The sequence below is a fragment of the Citrobacter sp. Cpo069 genome, assembly GCF_030332785.1.
Lineage (GTDB): Bacteria > Pseudomonadota > Gammaproteobacteria > Enterobacterales > Enterobacteriaceae > Citrobacter > Citrobacter portucalensis.
This window is the reverse complement of record NZ_JAOWHD010000042.1, coordinates 535141-553789: the sequence shown is the minus strand read 5'-3', so window position 1 is coordinate 553789 and position 18649 is coordinate 535141. Positions and strand designations below refer to the sequence as shown.

The 18649-nt window shown below is 52.2% G+C and carries 19 protein-coding genes; 10 read left to right on the top strand and 9 right to left on the bottom strand.

Features of this window, described 5'->3' with window-relative positions:
* Nucleotides 1-306: 306 nt before the first annotated feature.
* On the top strand, nt 307-1605 hold the full coding sequence (locus tag OGY08_RS07065; protein ID WP_008785510.1) for an MFS transporter: 1299 nt from the start codon (nt 307-309) through the stop codon (nt 1603-1605).
* Here OGY08_RS07065 and OGY08_RS07060 read toward each other — a convergent pair.
* The 5 genes from OGY08_RS07060 to trxC form a co-directional block, all read right to left on the bottom strand.
* Nucleotides 1602-1937 carry a YfiM family lipoprotein gene (locus tag OGY08_RS07060; RefSeq protein WP_008785509.1) on the bottom strand — a complete coding sequence of 112 codons (336 nt, stop codon included), beginning with the start codon at nt 1935-1937 and terminating at the stop codon, nt 1602-1604. The genes OGY08_RS07065 and OGY08_RS07060 overlap by 4 nt on opposite strands.
* 32 nt (nt 1938-1969) lie before the next feature.
* Nucleotides 1970-3325, bottom strand: coding sequence for a CDP-diacylglycerol--serine O-phosphatidyltransferase (pssA, locus tag OGY08_RS07055; RefSeq protein WP_003835350.1), 1356 nt, complete (start codon nt 3323-3325; stop codon nt 1970-1972).
* Nucleotides 3326-3439: 114 nt separating this feature from the next.
* Complete coding sequence (locus tag OGY08_RS07045) at nt 3440-6100, bottom strand: bifunctional acetate--CoA ligase family protein/GNAT family N-acetyltransferase (protein WP_286565848.1); 2661 nt, start codon at nt 6098-6100, stop codon at nt 3440-3442.
* 36 nt (nt 6101-6136) lie between these two features.
* Entirely contained in the window at nt 6137-6835 is a 699-nt protein-coding gene (gene tapT, locus OGY08_RS07040; protein WP_003835347.1) for a tRNA-uridine aminocarboxypropyltransferase, read from the bottom strand.
* A 69-nt stretch (nt 6836-6904) separates the two neighbouring features.
* Entirely contained in the window at nt 6905-7324 is a 420-nt protein-coding gene (gene trxC, locus OGY08_RS07035; RefSeq protein ID WP_008785506.1) for a thioredoxin TrxC, read from the bottom strand.
* A 207-nt stretch (nt 7325-7531) separates the two neighbouring features.
* Between trxC and OGY08_RS07030 the strand changes: the two genes are divergently transcribed.
* Nucleotides 7532-8611 carry a tRNA/rRNA methyltransferase gene (locus tag OGY08_RS07030; protein WP_057066700.1) on the top strand — a complete coding sequence of 360 codons (1080 nt, stop codon included), beginning with the start codon at nt 7532-7534 and terminating at the stop codon, nt 8609-8611.
* A 33-nt stretch (nt 8612-8644) separates the two neighbouring features.
* Here OGY08_RS07030 and ung read toward each other — a convergent pair whose 3' ends face one another.
* A complete protein-coding gene (gene ung / locus OGY08_RS07025) occupies nt 8645-9334 on the bottom strand; it encodes a uracil-DNA glycosylase (RefSeq protein ID WP_057066702.1) in 690 nt (229 codons plus the stop codon).
* 317 nt (nt 9335-9651) lie between these two features.
* Between ung and grcA the strand changes: the two genes are divergently transcribed.
* The gene (gene grcA, locus OGY08_RS07020; RefSeq protein ID WP_003037563.1) at nt 9652-10035 is read left to right on the top strand and encodes an autonomous glycyl radical cofactor GrcA; all 384 of its coding nucleotides are present in this window, start codon (nt 9652-9654) and stop codon (nt 10033-10035) included.
* A 79-nt stretch (nt 10036-10114) separates the two neighbouring features.
* On the opposite strand, the gene eamB is transcribed toward grcA, so the two are convergent.
* Nucleotides 10115-10702 carry a cysteine/O-acetylserine transporter gene (gene eamB / locus OGY08_RS07015; protein WP_286565847.1) on the bottom strand — a complete coding sequence of 196 codons (588 nt, stop codon included), beginning with the start codon at nt 10700-10702 and terminating at the stop codon, nt 10115-10117.
* A 102-nt stretch (nt 10703-10804) separates the two neighbouring features.
* On the opposite strand from eamB, the gene OGY08_RS07010 reads away from it, so the two are divergent.
* Nucleotides 10805-11701, top strand: a complete 897-nt coding sequence (locus OGY08_RS07010; RefSeq protein WP_100247265.1) for a LysR family transcriptional regulator — start codon at nt 10805-10807, stop codon at nt 11699-11701.
* A gap of 17 nt (nt 11702-11718) precedes the next feature.
* Here OGY08_RS07010 and srmB read toward each other — a convergent pair whose 3' ends face one another.
* Nucleotides 11719-13047: an ATP-dependent RNA helicase SrmB gene (gene srmB / locus OGY08_RS07005; RefSeq protein WP_003835340.1), complete on the bottom strand. Its 1329-nt coding sequence runs from the start codon at nt 13045-13047 to the stop codon at nt 11719-11721.
* Between the two features lie 130 nt (nt 13048-13177).
* On the opposite strand from srmB, the gene trmN reads away from it, so the two are divergent.
* Nucleotides 13178-13915, top strand: coding sequence for a tRNA(1)(Val) (adenine(37)-N(6))-methyltransferase TrmN (gene trmN, locus OGY08_RS07000; RefSeq protein ID WP_048215761.1), 738 nt, complete (start codon nt 13178-13180; stop codon nt 13913-13915).
* Here the strand turns inward: trmN and nadB are convergent.
* Complete coding sequence (gene nadB, locus OGY08_RS06995; protein ID WP_125363656.1) at nt 13900-15522, bottom strand: L-aspartate oxidase; 1623 nt, start codon at nt 15520-15522, stop codon at nt 13900-13902. The two genes, trmN and nadB, sit on opposite strands and share 16 nt — an antisense overlap.
* A gap of 263 nt (nt 15523-15785) precedes the next feature.
* Between nadB and rseD the strand changes: the two genes are divergently transcribed.
* Genes rseD through rseC form a run of 5 tightly spaced genes read left to right on the top strand, consistent with a single transcriptional unit; the run spans nt 15786 to nt 18621 of the window.
* Nucleotides 15786-15950: a rpoE leader peptide RseD gene (gene rseD, locus OGY08_RS06990; RefSeq protein WP_122973798.1), complete on the top strand. Its 165-nt coding sequence runs from the start codon at nt 15786-15788 to the stop codon at nt 15948-15950.
* Nucleotides 15947-16522 carry an RNA polymerase sigma factor RpoE gene (rpoE, locus tag OGY08_RS06985; RefSeq protein WP_003037573.1) on the top strand — a complete coding sequence of 192 codons (576 nt, stop codon included), beginning with the start codon at nt 15947-15949 and terminating at the stop codon, nt 16520-16522. The genes rseD and rpoE overlap by 4 nt, the downstream gene beginning before the upstream one ends.
* A 31-nt stretch (nt 16523-16553) precedes the next feature.
* A complete protein-coding gene (gene rseA / locus OGY08_RS06980; RefSeq protein ID WP_008785497.1) occupies nt 16554-17204 on the top strand; it encodes an anti-sigma-E factor RseA in 651 nt (216 codons plus the stop codon).
* Nucleotides 17204-18160, top strand: a complete 957-nt coding sequence (rseB, locus tag OGY08_RS06975; RefSeq protein ID WP_125363655.1) for a sigma-E factor regulatory protein RseB — start codon at nt 17204-17206, stop codon at nt 18158-18160. Before rseA ends, rseB begins: the two co-directional genes overlap by 1 nt.
* Nucleotides 18157-18621 carry a SoxR-reducing system protein RseC gene (rseC, locus tag OGY08_RS06970; protein WP_003037576.1) on the top strand — a complete coding sequence of 155 codons (465 nt, stop codon included), beginning with the start codon at nt 18157-18159 and terminating at the stop codon, nt 18619-18621. The genes rseB and rseC overlap by 4 nt, the downstream gene beginning before the upstream one ends.
* Nucleotides 18622-18649 lie beyond the last annotated feature (28 nt).

The window sequence follows — 18649 nt, the reverse complement described above, 5'->3', positions numbered from 1 at the left end:
TGCGGCGTGCCGCCTTATCCGGCCTACAGGGGCCGGGCTGAACGTATTTTGTAGGCCTGATAAGCGCAGCGCATCAGGCAACGCGGCGGTACATTGCCGGATGCGGCGTAACAGCCTTAATCGATCACTGTCTCGAACTACTACACGGATCTCTCCCTCGAACATATCTGAATCCTTTCTCTGCTAATTAAAATCGTGATCTTTACCGCACAATAAGATATAACAATTATATAACATTCTATTCACTAAAAAACACACAACCATCATTGATAAATTCACGCGATCGTTGGCAGGGGTACAATTCTAATGGCTGATAGTAGTGTAACTGAGAACGGGGCGCTGGCAGACGGCGATACCCGTCGTCGTATATGGGCGATTGTCGGAGCATCATCAGGGAATCTGGTCGAATGGTTTGATTTCTATATCTATTCATTCTGCTCTCTTTATTTTGCTCATATCTTTTTTCCATCAGGAAATACCACCACACAACTCTTACAAACCGCTGGCGTTTTTGCCGCTGGCTTCTTGATGCGACCAATTGGAGGCTGGCTGTTTGGCCGTATCGCGGATAAGCACGGGCGTAAAAAGTCCATGTTGCTGTCCGTTTGTATGATGTGCATGGGATCGTTGGTGATCGCTTGTCTACCGGGATATGAAACTATCGGTACCTGGGCGCCTGCGCTATTACTGCTGGCAAGGCTATTCCAGGGGTTATCTGTCGGTGGTGAATACGGAACCAGCGCGACCTATATGAGTGAAGTCGCCGTTGAAGGTAAGAAAGGTTTTTATGCTTCATTCCAGTACGTAACGTTAATCGGCGGACAGTTACTGGCATTACTGGTTGTGGTCATATTACAGCACACGTTAGAAGACTCAGCGCTCAGAGAGTGGGGTTGGCGTATTCCATTTGCGTTGGGCGCCGTGCTGGCTATTGTTGCGCTATGGCTGCGTCGCCAACTGGATGAAACCTCGAAACAGGATGTTCGCGCGCTGAAAGAAGCGGGTTCCCTGAAAGGTCTGTGGCGTAATCGCAAAGCTTTTGTCATGGTGCTTGGTTTTACCGCCGCGGGATCATTGTGTTTTTATACGTTCACAACCTATATGCAGAAGTACCTGGTTAATACAGCAGGTATGCATGCCAACGTAGCCAGTGGGATTATGACGGCGGCACTGTGTGTGTTCATGCTGGTACAACCGCTGTTCGGCGCCTTGTCAGATAAAATTGGCCGGCGTACTTCAATGCTGTGTTTTGGCGCGTTGGCCGCGATTTTCACCGTTCCCATTCTGACAGCATTGCAAAGCGTAACATCCCCGTATATGGCGTTTGCTCTGGTGATGTGTGCTCTGTTAATCGTCAGTTTCTATACGTCAATTAGCGGTATTCTGAAGGCCGAAATGTTCCCGGCACAGGTACGCGCTCTTGGGGTCGGCTTATCTTATGCGGTGGCCAATGCGCTGTTTGGCGGTTCAGCCGAATATGTCGCGTTGTCCCTGAAGTCTGTCGGTATGGAAACGACATTCTTCTGGTACGTCACTGCGCTGGCAGTAGTTGCGTTTTTAGTATCGCTAATGCTGCATGGGAAAGGGAAAGGTCTGCGCCTCTAGTAATGTGCCAGTTGCCAGACCGCATAGCCGGTAGATGCGCCTGCAACATCCCAGGCGAAGTCCTTCCAGCTCCAGCCGCTCCCTGCGGGACGGCTGTCCCATAGCTCTTTTGACGCACCCAGGCTGACTGAGAACATCAGGCCGATAGCCGCACTGCGATCGCGGCTGTTGCCCTGATGTTGGGCATATTCATTGCCGGCTGCGGCAAGCATGGCGGAGGCGATGAAGTGTTGAGCTTTGTCTTGCCCGCTCCACTGGTCGTTAGCCATATGGCTGCAGCCCGAAATGGCAAGGACACTGGTAAGAATGAACAGGCGCACCGTTACCTCCATATGAAAAACCCCGTCACTGGACGGGGTCTTGATTACAGAATACGGCTAATTAATCTGTCGATACGAATACGGCGTAGTCGACGGATGAGCTTACGCACTTTGACTGGATAGTCAGCAATGCTTTGCAGGTCGCGATAGTGCTTAACGACGGTAGTATGCGTACGGATAAGCTCCAGCTCTTTATCGCGCTGAGGGGTGAGCTCTTGCTTAGGATCGTGAATAAGGATGGCGTTTTCCAGATCCAGACGCCAGGCGCGAGGGTTAAGATTGTTGCCGGTGAGCAGCATCCATTTATCATCAACCCACATACCTTTCAGATGATAGGTGTTGTCATCATCTTTCCATAGGCGTACGACCAGCTGGTCGGTATTCACGTAATACTGCAATCTGCTCAAGAAACGGCGCAGATTGATTTCATACAGATAAGGCAGCGCACCGATGATCTTGAATGGCTCATCTTCCGGGATGAAAAAGTCGTTGGCGGTTTTATCACCGACAATGATTTCAACCTTTTTCCCTTCACGCAGCAGTTGAATGATATTGCGCACCAGTATGGCCGGAAGGTTGAAATAAGGGGTACAGATTGTAAGCTTGTGCTCCGCGCAGGGCATAAGATGGAAAATGGTCTTATTTAACAGACTGGATTTCCCAAGGCCAACCAGAGGCGTAACCGAAAGCTGTTCGTTATCAGCATCACCCTGAAAATGGAATGACGCATCGCGCAGTTCCTGACGGTACAGGCGGATGTCGTTTTTAATTTCTGGGCTTTTAGGGCGGTTGATATCATCAAGACGGTTAACGCCGCGACCGTTCATCAGGTTTTGCGTCACCCAATCGAACATGATATCGGCCATTTGCGCGTTGCGAATCAACTGATAACGGTCATAGCGATATTTATCATGCTGATGCAGGTAAACATCATTCAGACTGGCCCCGCTGTACAGGACGCTGTCATCAATGATAAAGCCTTTGAAATGCAGGACGCCAAGCGCTTCGCGGGTGTTAATCGGGACACCGTAGACAGGAATATCGATACCAGGGTTTTCTTGCGCCATTCGGCAATACCAATCAGCATTGGTATTGGATGCCGCAGCACCAATACGACCGCGCTGGGCTCGGTGCCAGTCGACAAGCACCCGGACATCCAGCTCAGGACGCTGCCGTTTTGCCGCATAGAGAGCGTCAAGTATGCCTTTACCACCGTCATCCTGTTCCAGGTACAGCGCAATAATGCAGATCCGTCGCGTCGCGCTGGCTATTTTTTCCAGCAGAGTCTCCCTGAAATTAGCGGGAGCATAAAAGAAATCTACATCATCAACTGACTGAGAAATCTTGGGTAGTTGGGCAAGGTGTTGTTGATGTTTATTACGCTTAAATTTTGACAACATCACAGTGCATTTCTTCTCTGTTCATTGAAGGGTCCTCTGTGCTATGCAGACGACATAAGCGGGCAATGATACCACCAGTACCCATTAATGTGGTCAACATTTCCAGTACCTTACTCACGATTCCTCACATTGGGCCAGATTAAGCGTTAGCCCAACAATTCCCTCTTCGAGCTGGACGTCAACAACAAACCCGAGTTTTCGGGCCAGGGCGACCATCCCACGATTGTTCGGCATCGTAATACCATTCAAACGTATAAGTCCGTGATCTCGAGTATAGGCAATTAATTTTTCCATCAATCGGCGACCCAGTCCAAGCCCTTTGAGATCGGAACGAACCAGTACGGCAAACTCAGCGTCTACGTTATCAGGATCCGAGATTGCTCGCGTTACGCCGAGGATCTCTTCGTGATTATCTTTACAACGCACCGCAACAAAGGCCATTTCCCGATCGTAGTCGATCTGCGTCATATTGGCTAAATCTTCGTGGGTAAATTCGTTGATCTCACTGAAATAGCGATAATAAAGATCTTCTTTTGTCACCTGAGAAATGAACTGCTGAAGATGAGGTTCATCCTCCGGCAAAATGGGGCGGAACAGACAGCGTTCGCCGTTCTTCAACTCCACCCACTCTTCAAGCTGATGAGGGTAGGGACGTACAGCCAGTCTGCTTTCGTTATCTCCCGTGAAAGGGGCAATATCCAGCGTAACGTCCAGCGCGGTAAATTCTCCGGCCGAGGCCAGCAGCGGATGAATATCCAGACGCTGAATTTCCGGGCAATCGACGATCAAGTTGGAGACCTGCACCAGAAGTTGGCTCAACCCGGCGATATCCAATGGGCGCAGTGCGCTGCGCGCGCGGATCTTTTTATTTTTGATCCCCTGGATCACCAGATAACGCGCCAGATTCATGTTCAATGGCGGCAATGCCACCACGGCTTGATCTTCCGGTCGCCACTCAACACCACCTTCACCCAACATAATCAACGGGCCAAATACCGGGTCGTGTTCAACGACGACGCGAAGCTCCTGAGCGCCGGCGCGATTCGCCATACTTTGCACTAATAAGCCGTGAATGCGTGCCTGCGGCCAGGCCATTTTTACCCGATCGAAAATTGCATTGGCGGCCTGTTGCACTTCAGTGGCTGTACGCAGGTAGAGCATCACCCCCTGAACTTCTGATTTATGCGGAATATCAGGAGAACGCAGCTTGAGCGCCACCGGGTAGCCGATTTGCTCCGCGATGTGTACGGCTTCCGCGCTGTCGCTGGCGATCCACGTTGGCAGCGTGTGTAAGCCATAAGCCTGTAAAATCGGCTGCACTTCATGGGTATCAAGCGATGTCGCTCCTTCAGCAATCGCACGCTGTAACAGATTATGCGCTTCGGCGGTGTTGGAGGTCAGGCTGTCAGGCAGCGCAGGCGTTTCTCGTAGCTGCTTCTGGTTTCGCCGATACTCCACCATATGCATAAATGCGGTGATGGTACCTTCCGGCGTGCGGTAGGTGGGCAGTCCGGCTTCGCTAAACAGTCTGCGGGCTTCCTGAGAGGAAAACTCTCCGCACCAGTTGGTCAGCAACGAGACGAATTTTCCTCGGGGGTGATGCTTTACCGCTTCAATCAATGCCAGTGCGCTTTCGGTTCCGGGAGCGGCTGCGCTGGGTGAATGAATCACCATCAGCGCGTCGAAATCCTGGCTGGCGAGCAAAATATCCAGCGTCTTAACGTAGTGTTCGCTGCTGGCGTCATCACGCAGATCCAGCGGGTTGGCGATATCAACATGTTCAGGCAATGCATCGCGTAATTTCTGGCAGGTGTCTTCACTCAACGTCGCCAACTTGCCATTTTTTGACCACAGTTCATCTAATGCCAGTGCGGCAGGCGCGGCCCCATTGCTGATGATCATCAGCCTGTCGCCACGTAGTGGACGCATGTGGCTCAGGGTTTCGACCGCCGAAAACAGCTCGTGAGTGTCTTGCACGCGTAATAAGCCGGCACGCTGAATAGCGGCATCCCACGCAGGGTCCATCCCGGCGCTGGTATGCAGTAAACGCTGCGCCGCTGGACTACGACCGCTCTTAATCACCAAAATAGGTTTATTGCGCGAGGCGCTGCGGGCGGCGGAAACAAAGCGTCGGGCATCACTTAAATGCTCGAGATACAGCAATATCGCGCTGGTTTTGCTGTCGCGCGCCAGGTAATCCAGCAGCTCATCAACGTCGATATCCAGGCTATCACCCAGCGCGATAAAGTAAGAAAAGCCCATTTCTCTCTGCTGTGCCCAGTCGAGTATGGTGTTGGATACGGCAGCGGATTGAGAGATAAAAGCCAGCTTGCCGCGCTTAATCGGGACGGGGGAAAAGCTGGCGTTAAGCCCTTGCCAGGGCGCGAGAAGTCCCAGGCTGTTGGGGCCCAGCAAACGTATGTTGTAGCGTGATGCGCAGGCCAGCAGCTCTGCGTGCTGCGCCGCGGGAGCTGAGAGAATAATGCAGGTTTTACAGCCTTTCTCGCCAAGCGCTTCGAGTAACGCCAGGTTACGGCTGGCATTGGTGCACAACACGGCGAGATCCGGGCTAAAGGGCAGGCTGTTGATATTGGGCCATGCCAGTACGCCCAGCACCGCTTTCCATGCGGGCGTCACCGGTAAAACAGGTCCATTGAAACCGCCGGCAAGCAGGTTACGCATCATCAGGTAACCCGCGCGATTAGGCTTCATTGACGCCCCAATCACCGCAATGGATTTCGGTCGCAGTAGTGCTTCCAGAGCACGCTGACTCATATCGGCTTCCTTAATGACACCAGTGACCGAATGATTTTAAACGTTTTCTGATGAATCTGCTGTGACGCTTCCCTGATGTTGAGTTTTTCCTGCCAGGTAGCGGGTTTTAAAGCGAGTGAAATGATCGCTTAACCCTTCTGCGGCTTGCGTATCTCCCGCCAGATCCAACAAGGCGATGGCCACTTCAGCAGTGCAATATTGCCCTTCAGCGTGAACGCCACGCAGGTGGTAAGCAGAAAGGCGTGATAAATCAACGGAGATCACCGGTAGGTTATCGAGGTACGGGCTTTTGCGGAACATTTTACGCGCCTCAGGCCAGGTACCGTCGAGCATGATAAACAATGGTGGCTTACCGGCTGGTGGCGTGAAAATCACTTCACGCTCTTCACCCGCATAGGAGGCCGGGAATACAACCATCGGCTGGTAATCCGGATTTTTCACCAGTTCCAGCAGCGCCTGCGGCGGCTCGGTGCGTGACCACTGAAAAGCCGTGGTATCGGGCAGAATATCAGCAATCAAACGCCCCGTGTTGCTGGGCTTCATCGGCTCGGTATCAAACATCACCAGACAAAAGCGACTTTTTGCCTCAGAGGGTGCCAGCGTTGCGCACAAGCAGAGTTTCTGCGGCAGCAGGCAGCGCTGACAGCGGCGAACGCGATTACCTCGGGCAAGGAAAGGACGCGTGGCGCGCGCGAGGCGCTCAGCGCGTAACTGAAGAACAGCGTTATCGGTCATGGGGAAACACGTTGAAAAACGCTATTGTCGCAGAGGTGAAAACGGGGCACAAGATGCGCCCCGTAGAGATTATAATGATTCGTTAAGCCAGCTATCAAATGGGGCTTTTGGTACAGCGCCGTTAAGCATGTCGACGATTTCCCCTTTTTTGAAAATCATAATGGTCGGAATGCTGCGGATACCGAAACGGGCGCTGAGTTCACGCTCGGCTTCCGTATTCACTTTAACAAAACGCACTTTACCGCTACGCTCTTCCGCGACATCTTCAAAAATCGGGGCGAAGTTACGACATGGACCACACCAGGGGGCCCAAAAGTCAACGACCACCGGGAGATCGTCTTTTAACAGTTTATCCAGTGTCTCACCGGTCGCATTGATCACCTCCCCATCAAACAGGTCGTGACCACAGCGTCCGCATTTAGCCGCTTCCTGGACACGATCGTCGGGGATGCGGTTGATAGCCTGGCAGCTGGTACAAACGGTATTCATAACTAACCTCTGGATGAGTGGAGTGGACTTCACGGCAGGAACGCCAGTATGTTTCTATTATGTTACATATTATCGGGGAGTCTGTTCTAAACAACAATGCGTTTTATTCAATGAGTACAATAGTCCTTAGCTTTTAAATGAAATAATGGCTAACGACGTGCACATCGGGTAATCTGCGCGCTTCGCGCAGAGCAGGTGGAGAAAAACATGAGCGACGAACTGAAGAACAAAAACGGCAAGGTCAAAGTGATGTACGTCCGCAGTGACGATGACTCGGATAAACGCACCCAAAATCCACGTACCGGAAAAGGCGGCGGTCGCCCCGGTACTTCCCGAGCCGAAGGCGGTCGTCGCCCTGCCCGTGATGACCGAAAGGGTCCGAACAGCGAACGCGGTCGTGAACGTGGTCGTGACCGCGATGTAGAACGTGACCACAGACGTGAAGATTCACCGTGGCGTACCGTGTCCCGCGCACCGAATGATGACGCAGCGGATAAAGCCGATCACGGCGGTATTAGCGGTAAGAGCTTTATCGATCCTGAAGTATTACGCCGTCAGCGTGCGGAAGAAACCCGCGTTTACGGTGAGAATGCCTGTCAGGCTCTGTTCCAGAGTCGTCCGGACGCCATCGTCCGCGCCTGGTTTGTTCAGAGCGTAACCCCGCGCTTTAAAGAAGCATTACGTTGGATGGCGGCAAACCGCAAAGCCTATCACGTGGTTGACGAAGCCGAGCTGGCGAAAGCCTCTGGCACAGAACACCACGGTGGCGTTTGTTTCCTGATCAAAAAACGTAACGGTACTACCGTTAAGCAGTGGGTCGGTCAGGCAGGGGCGCAGGATTGTGTGCTGGCACTGGAAGATATCGCTAACCCGCATAACCTGGGCGGCATGATGCGTAGCTGCGCGCACTTCGGTGTGAAAGGCGTAGTGGTTCAGGATGCGGCGCTGCTGGAATCAGGTGCGGCCATCCGTACCGCTGAAGGCGGAGCTGAGCACGTTCAGCCGATTACCGGCGACAGCATTGTTGATGTGCTGGACGACTTCCGCCAGGCGGGTTACACGGTTGTGATGACCTCAAGCGCGAAAGGCAAACCGCTGTTTACTACCACGCTGCCGGAAAAAATGGTGCTGGTATTAGGGCGTGAGCGTGAAGCTCTGCCAGAAGCAGCATGCTCAGCCGACGATCTGTGCGTTGCGATTGACGGCACTGGCAAGGTAGAAACGCTAAACGTTTCTGTGGCAACAGGCGTGCTGCTCGCGGAGTGGTGGCGTCAGAACAAAGCCTGATAATAAAAATGCCAGCGAATCGCTGGCATTTTTTTATTCGCTTTCTGCGGGTAACACTGGCATCCAGTCAATTGGCTTTTCACCTCGTTGTTCCAGCCATTCATTCGCCAGTGCAAAGTGATTGCAGCCAAAGAAACCGCGATGCGCAGAGAGCGGTGATGGGTGGGGCGCTTTCAACACATGGTGACGCTGCGTATCAATAATCGCGCCTTTCTTCTGTGCGTGAGAACCCCAGAGCAGGAAAACCACGCCTTCCCGATGTTGGTTAATCAGACTTATGACTTTATCGGTAAATGTTTCCCATCCAAGGCTGGCGTGAGAATGTGCCTGGCCGGCGCGGACGGTGAGTACGGTGTTAAGTAACAGTACCCCCTGGCGTGCCCAGCTTTCCAGATATCCGTGCGTTGGGCGCGTGAAGCCTGGAATTGTTGCCTCCAGCTCTTTGTACATATTCAGCAACGAGGGTGGAGTGGCAATGCCGGGGCGAACAGAGAACGCGAGACCGTGTGCCTGGCCTGGACCGTGGTAAGGATCCTGACCCAGGATGACGACTTTCACGTCACCAAGCTCGGTAAAGCGAAAAGCGTTAAACACATCTTTTTGCGGCGGATAAATTGTCATTCCCGATTGACGCTCGCCGGCAACAGTATGCAGTGTGTTAACAAAATAAGGCTGCTGTTTCTCTTCAGCCAGCACATCGTGCCAGGTTAATTCGGTGGCCATCTCGCTCTCCTGCGAATTTTCAATCCCCCTAGCTTAACTGCTTCTTTCGACGTCGCAAAATTCTGTACGTTACTCAATGGTCTACCCCTTAAAGATAGTTGAAAATTTATGTAAAAAGTTTATCTGCACACATGGTGTAAGTTGATGTAAAACAATAAAATCCACCTATCACCACTTTTCATGTGTGGTTTTTATTGATTTAAATCAAAGATTCAAGGGTGTGTGAGGGGTATATATACACTCAAGCAACAATGGTTTTACCAATTGGCCGGATGACGGCCAACCGAGATCAAATAATTTTGCCGGGGAGGCATCAAATGATTACAGGTATCCAGATTACTAAAGCTGCAAACGACGACCTGCTGAACTCTTTCTGGCTGCTGGACAGCGAAAAAGGCGAAGCTCGCTGCATCGTTGCGAAAGCAGGTTTCAATGCTGATGAAGTTGTTGCAGTCAGCAAACTGGGCGAAATCGAATACCGTGAAGTACCGGTAGACGTACAGCCGGAAGTCCGCGTGGAAGGTGGTCAGCACCTGAACGTGAACGTTCTGCGTCGCGAAACGCTGGAAGATGCAGTTAAGCATCCGGAAAAATATCCGCAGCTGACCATCCGTGTTTCTGGTTATGCAGTGCGTTTCAACTCTCTGACCCCAGAACAGCAGCGCGACGTTATTGCTCGTACCTTTACTGAGAGCCTGTAAGGCTCACGGGGAATAACCCCGTTTAGCAGAGAATCAAAAAGCGGAAGATGCCAGTGCGTCTTCCGCTTTTTTGCATCTGTTAGTAAAAGATCCTCACCGCGCAATACACCAACAGCAGCGCCAGAATGATATTCAACTGTCGACCGTAATGGCAAAAAACGCGCTGAAAAAGATGGCCCGCCAGCGCCCAGCAGGCATTCCCGAAGGTGCCGATCAGCGCTAACAGAATACTCACCCCAATCAGCCAGTGGGCGTCCTGAGTGTACGGTAATACGAACGTGGATAACGCGGTAATGCCGTACAAAATGATTTTCACGTTAACAAACTGCAAGCCAAAACTTGCCCAGAAGCTAATCGGCTCTGACTGCAATCTATCGTTCGAGGTCGGGCTGGTGGCGATCTTCAGCGCCAGCCACAGGATATAAGCGGCCCCAGCCCAACTAAGCCAATGGATGATGGCTGGATCCATGACCGCCAGTGAAAATGAAATCCCGGCGCACATCATCATGACGATTAAAAAGCCCAGACTCATTTCGGCCAGTACGCGTGTACTCTGACGAAAACCGTGTGACGTCGCGGCGCTGAGCGCAAGGATGTTGTTTGGTCCGGGGGTTAGCGCGGTAATCAATGTATAGGTCCAGAATGCACTTAAAAGCGTGGGGGTCACTTGTTATCTCCTCTGTTTTGGTAGACAGTACCCGAGGCAAAATATTAAAAAAAATGAATGTTTTTGCATTCTGAGTTCGATATTTTCGATGGGTTGGTGCGGATGGATTTACGTCGGTTTATTACGCTAAAAACGGTGGTGGAAGAGGGTTCATTTCTGCGGGCATCACAAAAACTGTGCTGTACGCAATCAACGGTTACCTTTCATATTCAACAGCTTGAGCAAGAGCTTTCGGTGCAGTTGTTTGAAAAAATTGGTCGCCGGATGTGTCTCACCAGTGAGGGAAAACGGCTGATGCCGCATATCCATGACCTGACGCGCGTGATGGCATCGATTCGACAGTCGGCACATCAGGATGCGCAGCCGAGCGGCGATCTACGTGTCGCAACAGGCGAAACGCTGCTGGCGTATAAAATGCCGCAGGTTTTACAGCGATTTAAACAACGTGCGCCCCATGTGCGGCTGTCTTTACAGTCGCTCAACTGTTATGTCATTCGCGATGCATTGCTCAGTGATGATGTTGATCTGGGGGTCTTTTATCGGGTGGGTAATGACGATGCCCTGGAGTTGATGCCGCTTGGCGATCAGTCACTGGCATTAGTTGCTTCGCCACTGCTTCAGCACGTTGATTTTACTCAGCATAACCAGCACATTCCCTGCAGTTTTATCATTAATGAGCCGCAATGTATTTTCAGACAACGCTTCGAGGGGCTACTGCGTAAACGACAGATTACGCTGGAAAATACCATTGAGTTATGGAGCATTGAAAGTATTAAGCAGTGCGTATCGGCAAATCTTGGGATCAGCTTTTTGCCGCATTTTGCCGTCGAGAAGGAGTTACGTTCAGGGGAGTTGATTGAATTACCGTTCAGTGAACAACCTGAGTTAATTACGGCATTGTGTGGTTATCATGCCGGAAAAGTCGTTAGCCCGGCGATGCGGGTGTTTCTTGAGTGCATTGAAGAGAGTTTTGCATCACGTGAAAAAATGCCGGGCTAAATGGCCCGGCATTCGGTTTACTCTTTGTCGGACTGCTGGGTAGCAGCGCCGCTCGGCTTACGACGTTTGCCGATATTTTTGGCGTCGCGGTGACGTTTTTTCACCCGCGGCTTCTCTTTCTCTTTCGCCTTTTTCTCAGCGCGCTTCGCCAGCACTTTCTTGGATGGCTTACCGTTAGATTTCTCACTTGGCGCGCGCGTGGTTGGACGCAGTTCGTCAATGACGCGAGCTTTCAACGGTTCGTCAATATAGCGGCTCGCTTTGCCGAGCAGCAGGTGGTCGTGCGCTTCAACCAAAGAGATCGCAGTGCCTTTACGGCCAGCACGACCGGTACGGCCAATACGGTGCAGATAGGCATCGCCACTGCGCGGCATGTCGAAGTTAAACACGTGGCTGACGTCAGGAATATCGATCCCGCGAGCGGCGACGTCGGTTGCTACCAGCACGTTCACACGACCATCGGTCAGGCGTTTGATCGCTTCGTTACGTTTGTTCTGCACCATCTCGCCTTCGAGATAGCAGTTATTAATGCCCGCCTGGCGCAGCCAGCCTGCCAGTTCGTGCACACGCTCACGTTTGCGTACGAAGACAATCGAGCGAGTCGCTTCCGGCTGTTTTAACAGGTGGATCAGCATGGCAGTTTTGTGCTCGATGTCATCGGCACGGTAGTAAAACTGATGGATCTTCTTGCGTTCACGGGTGGACGGATCCGCTGAGACTTCGACCGGGTCTTCCAACAGACGCTCGGCAAAATCTTTAATCGCATCGCCTTCCAGCGTGGCGGAAAACAGCATGGTTTGCTTACGCCAGCGTGTTTCACCGGCGATATGCTCGATGTCCTGGGCAAAGCCCATGTCCAGCATACGGTCTGCTTCATCGAGAATTAGCGTTTCAACCGCATGGCAGTCGAAGTTTTCTTCTTTAATGTATTGCAGCAGACGACCCGTGGTGGCAACCACGATGTCCTGGTTTTCGCTAAAGACTTCCATGTGGTTCATGTAAGCCACGCCGCCGGTAATCGTAGCGATATCCAGATGCGTATTCTTCGCCAGTTCACGAGCGTGTTCGGCAACCTGCATCGCCAGTTCGCGCGTTGGCGTCAGGATTAAAATGCGCGGCGGACCAGATTTCTTGCGCGGGAAGTCGAGCAGGTGCTGCAACGCTGGCAGCAAATATGCCGCCGTTTTACCGGTGCCTGTCGGCGCAGAACCGAGTACATCACGGCCATCGAGCGCAGGCGGAATGGCGGCAGCCTGAATGGCGGTCGGGCGAGTGAAACCTTTTTCCTGGAGGGCATCCAGAAGGCTTTCATCGAGTTCAAGTTCGGAAAAAGTCGTTACAGTCATGTTCTACCTCTGAGTGGGGCGCTGATTATAGACGTTACGGCTGCAATCTTCATCTGTTTGTATGGATATACCTTCTCAGGTATTGTTTTTATCCTATGTTATCGTTTTTTTTCCAGGAAGGTTGTTCTTCATGCCCCAGTCTACATCCGTACTGAGACGTAATGGATTTACTTTTAAGCAGTTTTTTGTGGCACACGATCGCTGTGCAATGAAAGTCGGAACAGACGGCATTTTATTGGGGGCCTGGGCCCCCGTTGCGGGCGTAAAGCGGATCCTGGATATTGGTACCGGGAGTGGCCTGTTGGCGCTGATGTTGGCCCAGCGCACGGATGAAAACGTCATCATTGACGCCGTGGAGCTTGATGTCGATGCCGCGCAGCAGGCGCAGGAGAACATCGCGCAATCTCCGTGGATGCATCGCGTGAGTGTTCATACAGAAGATGCACAGCAGTGGATACCGCGTCAGACCGTGCGTTTTGATTTGATAATCAGCAACCCTCCCTATTATGAACAGGGCGTGGAATGTGCTACACCGCAGCGCGAGCAGGCGCGCTATACCACCACGCTCGATCACCAGGCGTTGCTTACGCTGGCGGCGGACAGCATTACGGAGGAAGGTTTTTTTTGTGTCGTGCTGCCGGAACAGATTGGGAACGCGTTTACCCAGCAGGCATTAAGTATGGGCTGGCATCTGCGATTACGTACGGATGTAGCAGAAACGGAAGCCCGACTACCGCATCGGGTATTGCTGGCATTCTCCCCGCAGGCCGGGGAGTGCTTTAGCGACAGACTGGTGATTCGTGGGCCAGACCAACGTTACTCTGAAGGTTACACGGCGCTGACCCAGGCGTTTTACCTGTTTATGTGATGACATAGCGGCGAGAGAATGGACGGGCCGGCTTCTGGAAGCTGCTCTGGGTAATCCAGCGTGTAGTGCAGGCCCCGACTCTCTTTGCGCATCATTGCGCAGCGGACAATCAGCTCGGCAACCTGTACCAGATTGCGCAGTTCCAACAAATTGTTCGACACGCGGAAATGGGCGTAATACTCGTCGATTTCCTGTTGCAGCATGGTGATACGGCGCAGAGCGCGCTCCAGGCGCTTGGTCGTACGCACAATACCGACGTAATCCCACATAAACAGCCGCAGCTCATGCCAGTTATGCTGGATAACAACCAACTCATCCGGATTTTCTACCCGGCTTTCATCCCAGCCCGGGAGCGTGCTAACGCCGCGAGCATAAGGCATGCGCCTGTCGATATCTTCAGCCGCGGACCAGCCATAAACCAGACACTCCAGCAATGAGTTCGATGCCATCCGGTTGGCGCCATGCAGGCCGGTGTAACTCACTTCGCCGATCGCATACAGCCCGTCGACATCGGTACGGCCAAAGTCATCCACCATCACACCGCCGCAGGTATAGTGCGCGGCAGGCACGATGGGAACCGGCTCTTTGGTTAAATCAATGCCCAATCCCAGCAACTTTTCATAAATCATCGGGAAATGCTGACGAACAAATTCTTCCGGTTTATGGCTGATATCGAGGAACATGCAATCTGCACCAAGGCGCTTCATTTCATGATCAATGGCGCGGGCGACAATATCGCGGGGAGCCAGTTCGCCACGTTCGTCAAAATCGGGCATAAAGCGTGAACCGTCCGGGCGCTTCAGGTGCGCGCCTTCGCCGCGCAGCGCTTCGGTCAGCAGAAAATTGCGCGCCTGCGGATGATACAGCGCTGTCGGGTGAAACTGGTTAAACTCCAGGTTGGCGACGCGGCATCCTGCGCGCCAGGCCATTGCAATCCCGTCACCCGAGGAAATATCCGGATTGGTGGTGTATTGATACACCTTTGATGCGCCGCCGGTGGCCAACACTACCGACTTCGCATGGCAGGTTTCGACGGCTTCTTTATTACGATTCCAGATCCATGCGCCGACAACCCGACGCGTTCCCGGCAGACCGATTTTATCGGAGACAATCAGGTCGACGGCGTTGCTACGCTCAAGAACCCGGATATTGGGGTGATTTTGTGCCTGGCTGACGAGGGTGGTTTCGACTTCTTTGCCGGTAGCATCCGCAGCGTGCAGGATGCGTCGATGGCTGTGACCGCCTTCACGGGTCAGGTGATAGCTCTCTTCGCCGTTAGGCTGAACCTGTGTATCGAATAAGACGCCCTGATCGATAAGCCATTGAACGCAGGTGCGAGCATTGCTGGCGACAAATTCAACCGCATGGCGATCGCACAGCCCGGCCCCGGCAATCAGCGTATCTTCAACGTGGGAGTCGATACTGTCGGTTTCATCGAAAACCGCGGCAATACCCCCCTGGGCATAAAATGTCGAGCCTTCGCTGACCGGCCCTTTGCTCAGGACAATAACCTGATGTTTTTCAGCCAGGCGCAGCGCCAGTGAGAGTCCGGCAGCCCCGCTGCCAATGATCAGCACGTCACAGGATAATTCAGGAGTCGTATTCATGATGTTTGTTTAATTTACTAAACAGTGTTTGGTCACCATAGCACCACATTGCGCGATACTGCACGTTTTATTTTTAAATGTGTTGCAATGACTAAACATGAAGGAAAAGCATGATGAGGGCGAAATAGGCAAAAATATTTTGTGAAGCAGGCCGTTAGCATCAGATTATGTGATGAAATAAAGTGCCCGTTGGGTTACTCTGCAAGCGGTGAAATGGGCATTTCTGTACAGATAGTGCGTTGATCGGGTTATGTAGACTTATAATGAGAGATAAGACCTGTCTACAACATGACAAACAAAAAACAATGCGTAACGGAACTTTACGAAACTTGAGCACTCTAAGCATTTGCTTGCTCATAGTGAAGCTGATGGAGTGGCGTTTCGAAAGCGCGTGGAAATTTGGTTTGGGGAGACTTTACCTCGGATGAGCGAGCAGTTAACGGACCAGGTCCTGGTAGAACGGGTCCAGAAGGGAGATCAGAAAGCCTTTAACCTACTGGTAGTGCGCTATCAGCATAAGGTGGCGAGTCTGGTTTCTCGCTATGTACCGTCGGGTGATGTACCCGATGTAGTACAAGAAGCATTTATCAAAGCCTATCGTGCGCTGGACTCGTTCCGGGGAGATAGTGCTTTTTATACCTGGCTGTATCGTATTGCAGTCAATACAGCGAAGAATTACCTGGTCGCTCAGGGGCGTCGTCCACCTTCCAGTGATATTGATGCGATTGAAGCAGAAAATTACGAAAGTGGCGGTGCGCTGAAAGAAATTTCGAACCCTGAGAACTTAATGTTGTCAGAAGAACTGAGACAGATAGTTTTCCGAACTATTGAGTCCCTCCCGGAAGATTTACGCATGGCAATAACCTTGCGGGAGCTGGATGGCCTGAGCTATGAAGAGATAGCCGCTATCATGGATTGTCCGGTAGGTACGGTGCGTTCACGTATCTTCCGAGCGAGGGAAGCTATTGATAATAAAGTTCAACCGCTTATCAGGCGTTGACGATAGCGGGATACTGGAAAAGGTATTAGGCATGCAGAAAGAGAAACTTTCCGCTTTAATGGATGGCGAAACGCTGGATACTGAGTTACTCAAAGAGCTAACTCACGACCCGGAAATGCAAAAAACCTGGGAGAGTTATCACCTGATTCGCGATTCCATGCGAGGTGATACCGCCGACGTTCTCCATTTCGATATTTCCGCCCGCGTAATGGCCGCCATCCAGGATGAGCCAGTACGTCAGACGGCGCCATTGATTCCTGAGGCCCAGCCAGCACCGCACCAGTGGCAGAAAATGCCATTCTGGAAGAAAATGCGTCCGTGGGCCGCGCAGCTTACCCAAATGGGTGTGGCCGCGTGCGTATCACTTGCAGTTATCGTTGGCGTCCAGCACTATAATGGGCAATCTGAAACGTCCCAGCAGCCCGAAACACCGGTATTTAATACATTACCGATGATGGGTAAAGCCAGTCCGGTAAGCTTGGGTGTACCTTCTGACGCGACGGCCAGCGGCGGTCAACAACAGCAGGTACAGGAGCAGCGTCGTCGTATTAATGCCATGTTGCAGGATTACGAATTGCAACGTCGACTGCACTCTGAACAGCTTCAGTTTGAGCAGGCCCAAACACAGCAAGCCGCTGTGCAGGTGCCAGGAATTCAAACTTTAGGAACGCAATCGCAGTAATGAAGCAACTTTGGTTTGCCATGTCACTTGTGGCTGGTAGCCTGTTCTTCTCTGTAAACGCCTCGGCCAATCCTGCGTCCGGGGCTTTGTTGCAGCAGATGAATCTGGCCAGCCAGTCGCTAACCTATGAGCTGTCATTTGTCAGCATTAATAAGCAGGGTGTTGAATCCCTACGTTATCGTCATGCCCGCCAGGATAACCGTCCACTCGCGCAACTATTACAAATGGATGGACCGCGCCGGGAAGTTGTGCAACGCGGCAACGAAATTAGCTATTTTGAGCCTGGTCTCGAACCGTTCACGCTGAACGGCGATTATATCGTTGACTCTCTGCCATCCCTGATTTACACCGATTTCAAACGCCTTGCTCCCTACTATGATTTTATCTCAGTAGGCCGCACCCGTATTGCCGATCGACTCTGTGAAGTGATCCGCGTTGTGGCGCGTGACGGCACCCGTTACAGCTATATCGTTTGGATGGACACGGAGACCAAACTGCCAATGCGTGTCGATCTCCTCGATCGTGATGGCGAAACGCTGGAACAGTTCCGTGTGATCTCCTTTACCGTGAATAACGGTGTTAGCGACAGCATGCAGACGTTAGCAAAAGCGAATTTACCACCGTTGCTGTCGGTTCCTGCAGGCGAGAAAACCAACTTCAACTGGAGTCCGTCGTGGTTGCCACAAGGTTTCAGTGAGGTCTCAAGCAGTCGACGTCCGCTGCCGACGATGGATAACATGCCGATTGAATCACGCCTTTATTCTGATGGCCTGTTTAGTTTCTCCGTGAACGTAAACCGTGCGATGCAGAACAGCGCCGATCAACTGCTGCGTACTGGCCGTAGAACAGTCAGCACCAGCGTGCGTGATAACGCGGAAATTACGATTGTGGGCGAGCTTCCGCCACAAACGGCGAAGCGTATCGCGGACAATATCAAGTTCAGGGCAGCACAATGATTAAAGAGTGGGCGACGGTCGTCTCCTGGCAAAATGGTCTGGCGACGGTCAGCTGTGATGTTAAAGCATCATGTAGCAGCTGCGCTTCCCGGGCCGGATGCGGGAGCCGCGTGCTAAACAAACTGGGACCACAGACCACACACACCATCGTGGTGCCCTGCGACGAACCCTTGACCCCTGGTCAAAAAGTTGAACTGGGCATTGCCGAAGGTAGCCTGTTGGGATCGGCGATGCTGGTCTACATGTCTCCATTGGCGGGACTGTTTCTTTTCGCGGCGCTGTTCCAGGTGCTGTTTGGTTCCGATCTTGCGGCATTAAGCGGCGCAGTGCTGGGGGGCGTGGGCGGATTCCTGATTGCTCGTGGATACTCTCGTAAGCTTGCTGAGCGCGAAGCCTGGCAGCCGGTCATTCTGAACGTTGCTCTCCCACCCGATCTTATTCGCGTCGAAACCCAGCAGTGATATCTTTGCCTGATGGCGTTGCGCTTAT

Excerpts from the sequence above, each read along its gene's own strand:
- trmN (WP_048215761.1), top strand. The coding sequence starts at position 13,178 with ATGCCCCAGTCTACATCCGTACTGAGACGTAATGGATTTACTTTTAAG.
- OGY08_RS07010 (WP_100247265.1), top strand. The coding sequence starts at position 10,805 with ATGGATTTACGTCGGTTTATTACGCTAAAAACGGTGGTGGAAGAGGGT.
- trxC (WP_008785506.1), bottom strand. The coding sequence starts at position 7,324 with ATGAATACCGTTTGTACCAGCTGCCAGGCTATCAACCGCATCCCCGAC.
- OGY08_RS07030 (WP_057066700.1), top strand. The coding sequence starts at position 7,532 with ATGAGCGACGAACTGAAGAACAAAAACGGCAAGGTCAAAGTGATGTAC.
- rseA (WP_008785497.1), top strand. The coding sequence starts at position 16,554 with ATGCAGAAAGAGAAACTTTCCGCTTTAATGGATGGCGAAACGCTGGAT.
- rseD (WP_122973798.1), top strand. The coding sequence starts at position 15,786 with ATGAGAGATAAGACCTGTCTACAACATGACAAACAAAAAACAATGCGT.
- rpoE (WP_003037573.1), top strand. The coding sequence starts at position 15,947 with ATGAGCGAGCAGTTAACGGACCAGGTCCTGGTAGAACGGGTCCAGAAG.
- OGY08_RS07065 (WP_008785510.1), top strand. The coding sequence starts at position 307 with ATGGCTGATAGTAGTGTAACTGAGAACGGGGCGCTGGCAGACGGCGAT.
- ung (WP_057066702.1), bottom strand. The coding sequence starts at position 9,334 with ATGGCCACCGAATTAACCTGGCACGATGTGCTGGCTGAAGAGAAACAG.
- OGY08_RS07060 (WP_008785509.1), bottom strand. The coding sequence starts at position 1,937 with ATGGAGGTAACGGTGCGCCTGTTCATTCTTACCAGTGTCCTTGCCATT.
- grcA (WP_003037563.1), top strand. The coding sequence starts at position 9,652 with ATGATTACAGGTATCCAGATTACTAAAGCTGCAAACGACGACCTGCTG.
- srmB (WP_003835340.1), bottom strand. The coding sequence starts at position 13,047 with ATGACTGTAACGACTTTTTCCGAACTTGAACTCGATGAAAGCCTTCTG.
- tapT (WP_003835347.1), bottom strand. The coding sequence starts at position 6,835 with ATGACCGATAACGCTGTTCTTCAGTTACGCGCTGAGCGCCTCGCGCGC.
- OGY08_RS07045 (WP_286565848.1), bottom strand. The coding sequence starts at position 6,100 with ATGAGTCAGCGTGCTCTGGAAGCACTACTGCGACCGAAATCCATTGCG.
- pssA (WP_003835350.1), bottom strand. The coding sequence starts at position 3,325 with ATGTTGTCAAAATTTAAGCGTAATAAACATCAACAACACCTTGCCCAA.
- rseC (WP_003037576.1), top strand. The coding sequence starts at position 18,157 with ATGATTAAAGAGTGGGCGACGGTCGTCTCCTGGCAAAATGGTCTGGCG.
- nadB (WP_125363656.1), bottom strand. The coding sequence starts at position 15,522 with ATGAATACGACTCCTGAATTATCCTGTGACGTGCTGATCATTGGCAGC.
- rseB (WP_125363655.1), top strand. The coding sequence starts at position 17,204 with ATGAAGCAACTTTGGTTTGCCATGTCACTTGTGGCTGGTAGCCTGTTC.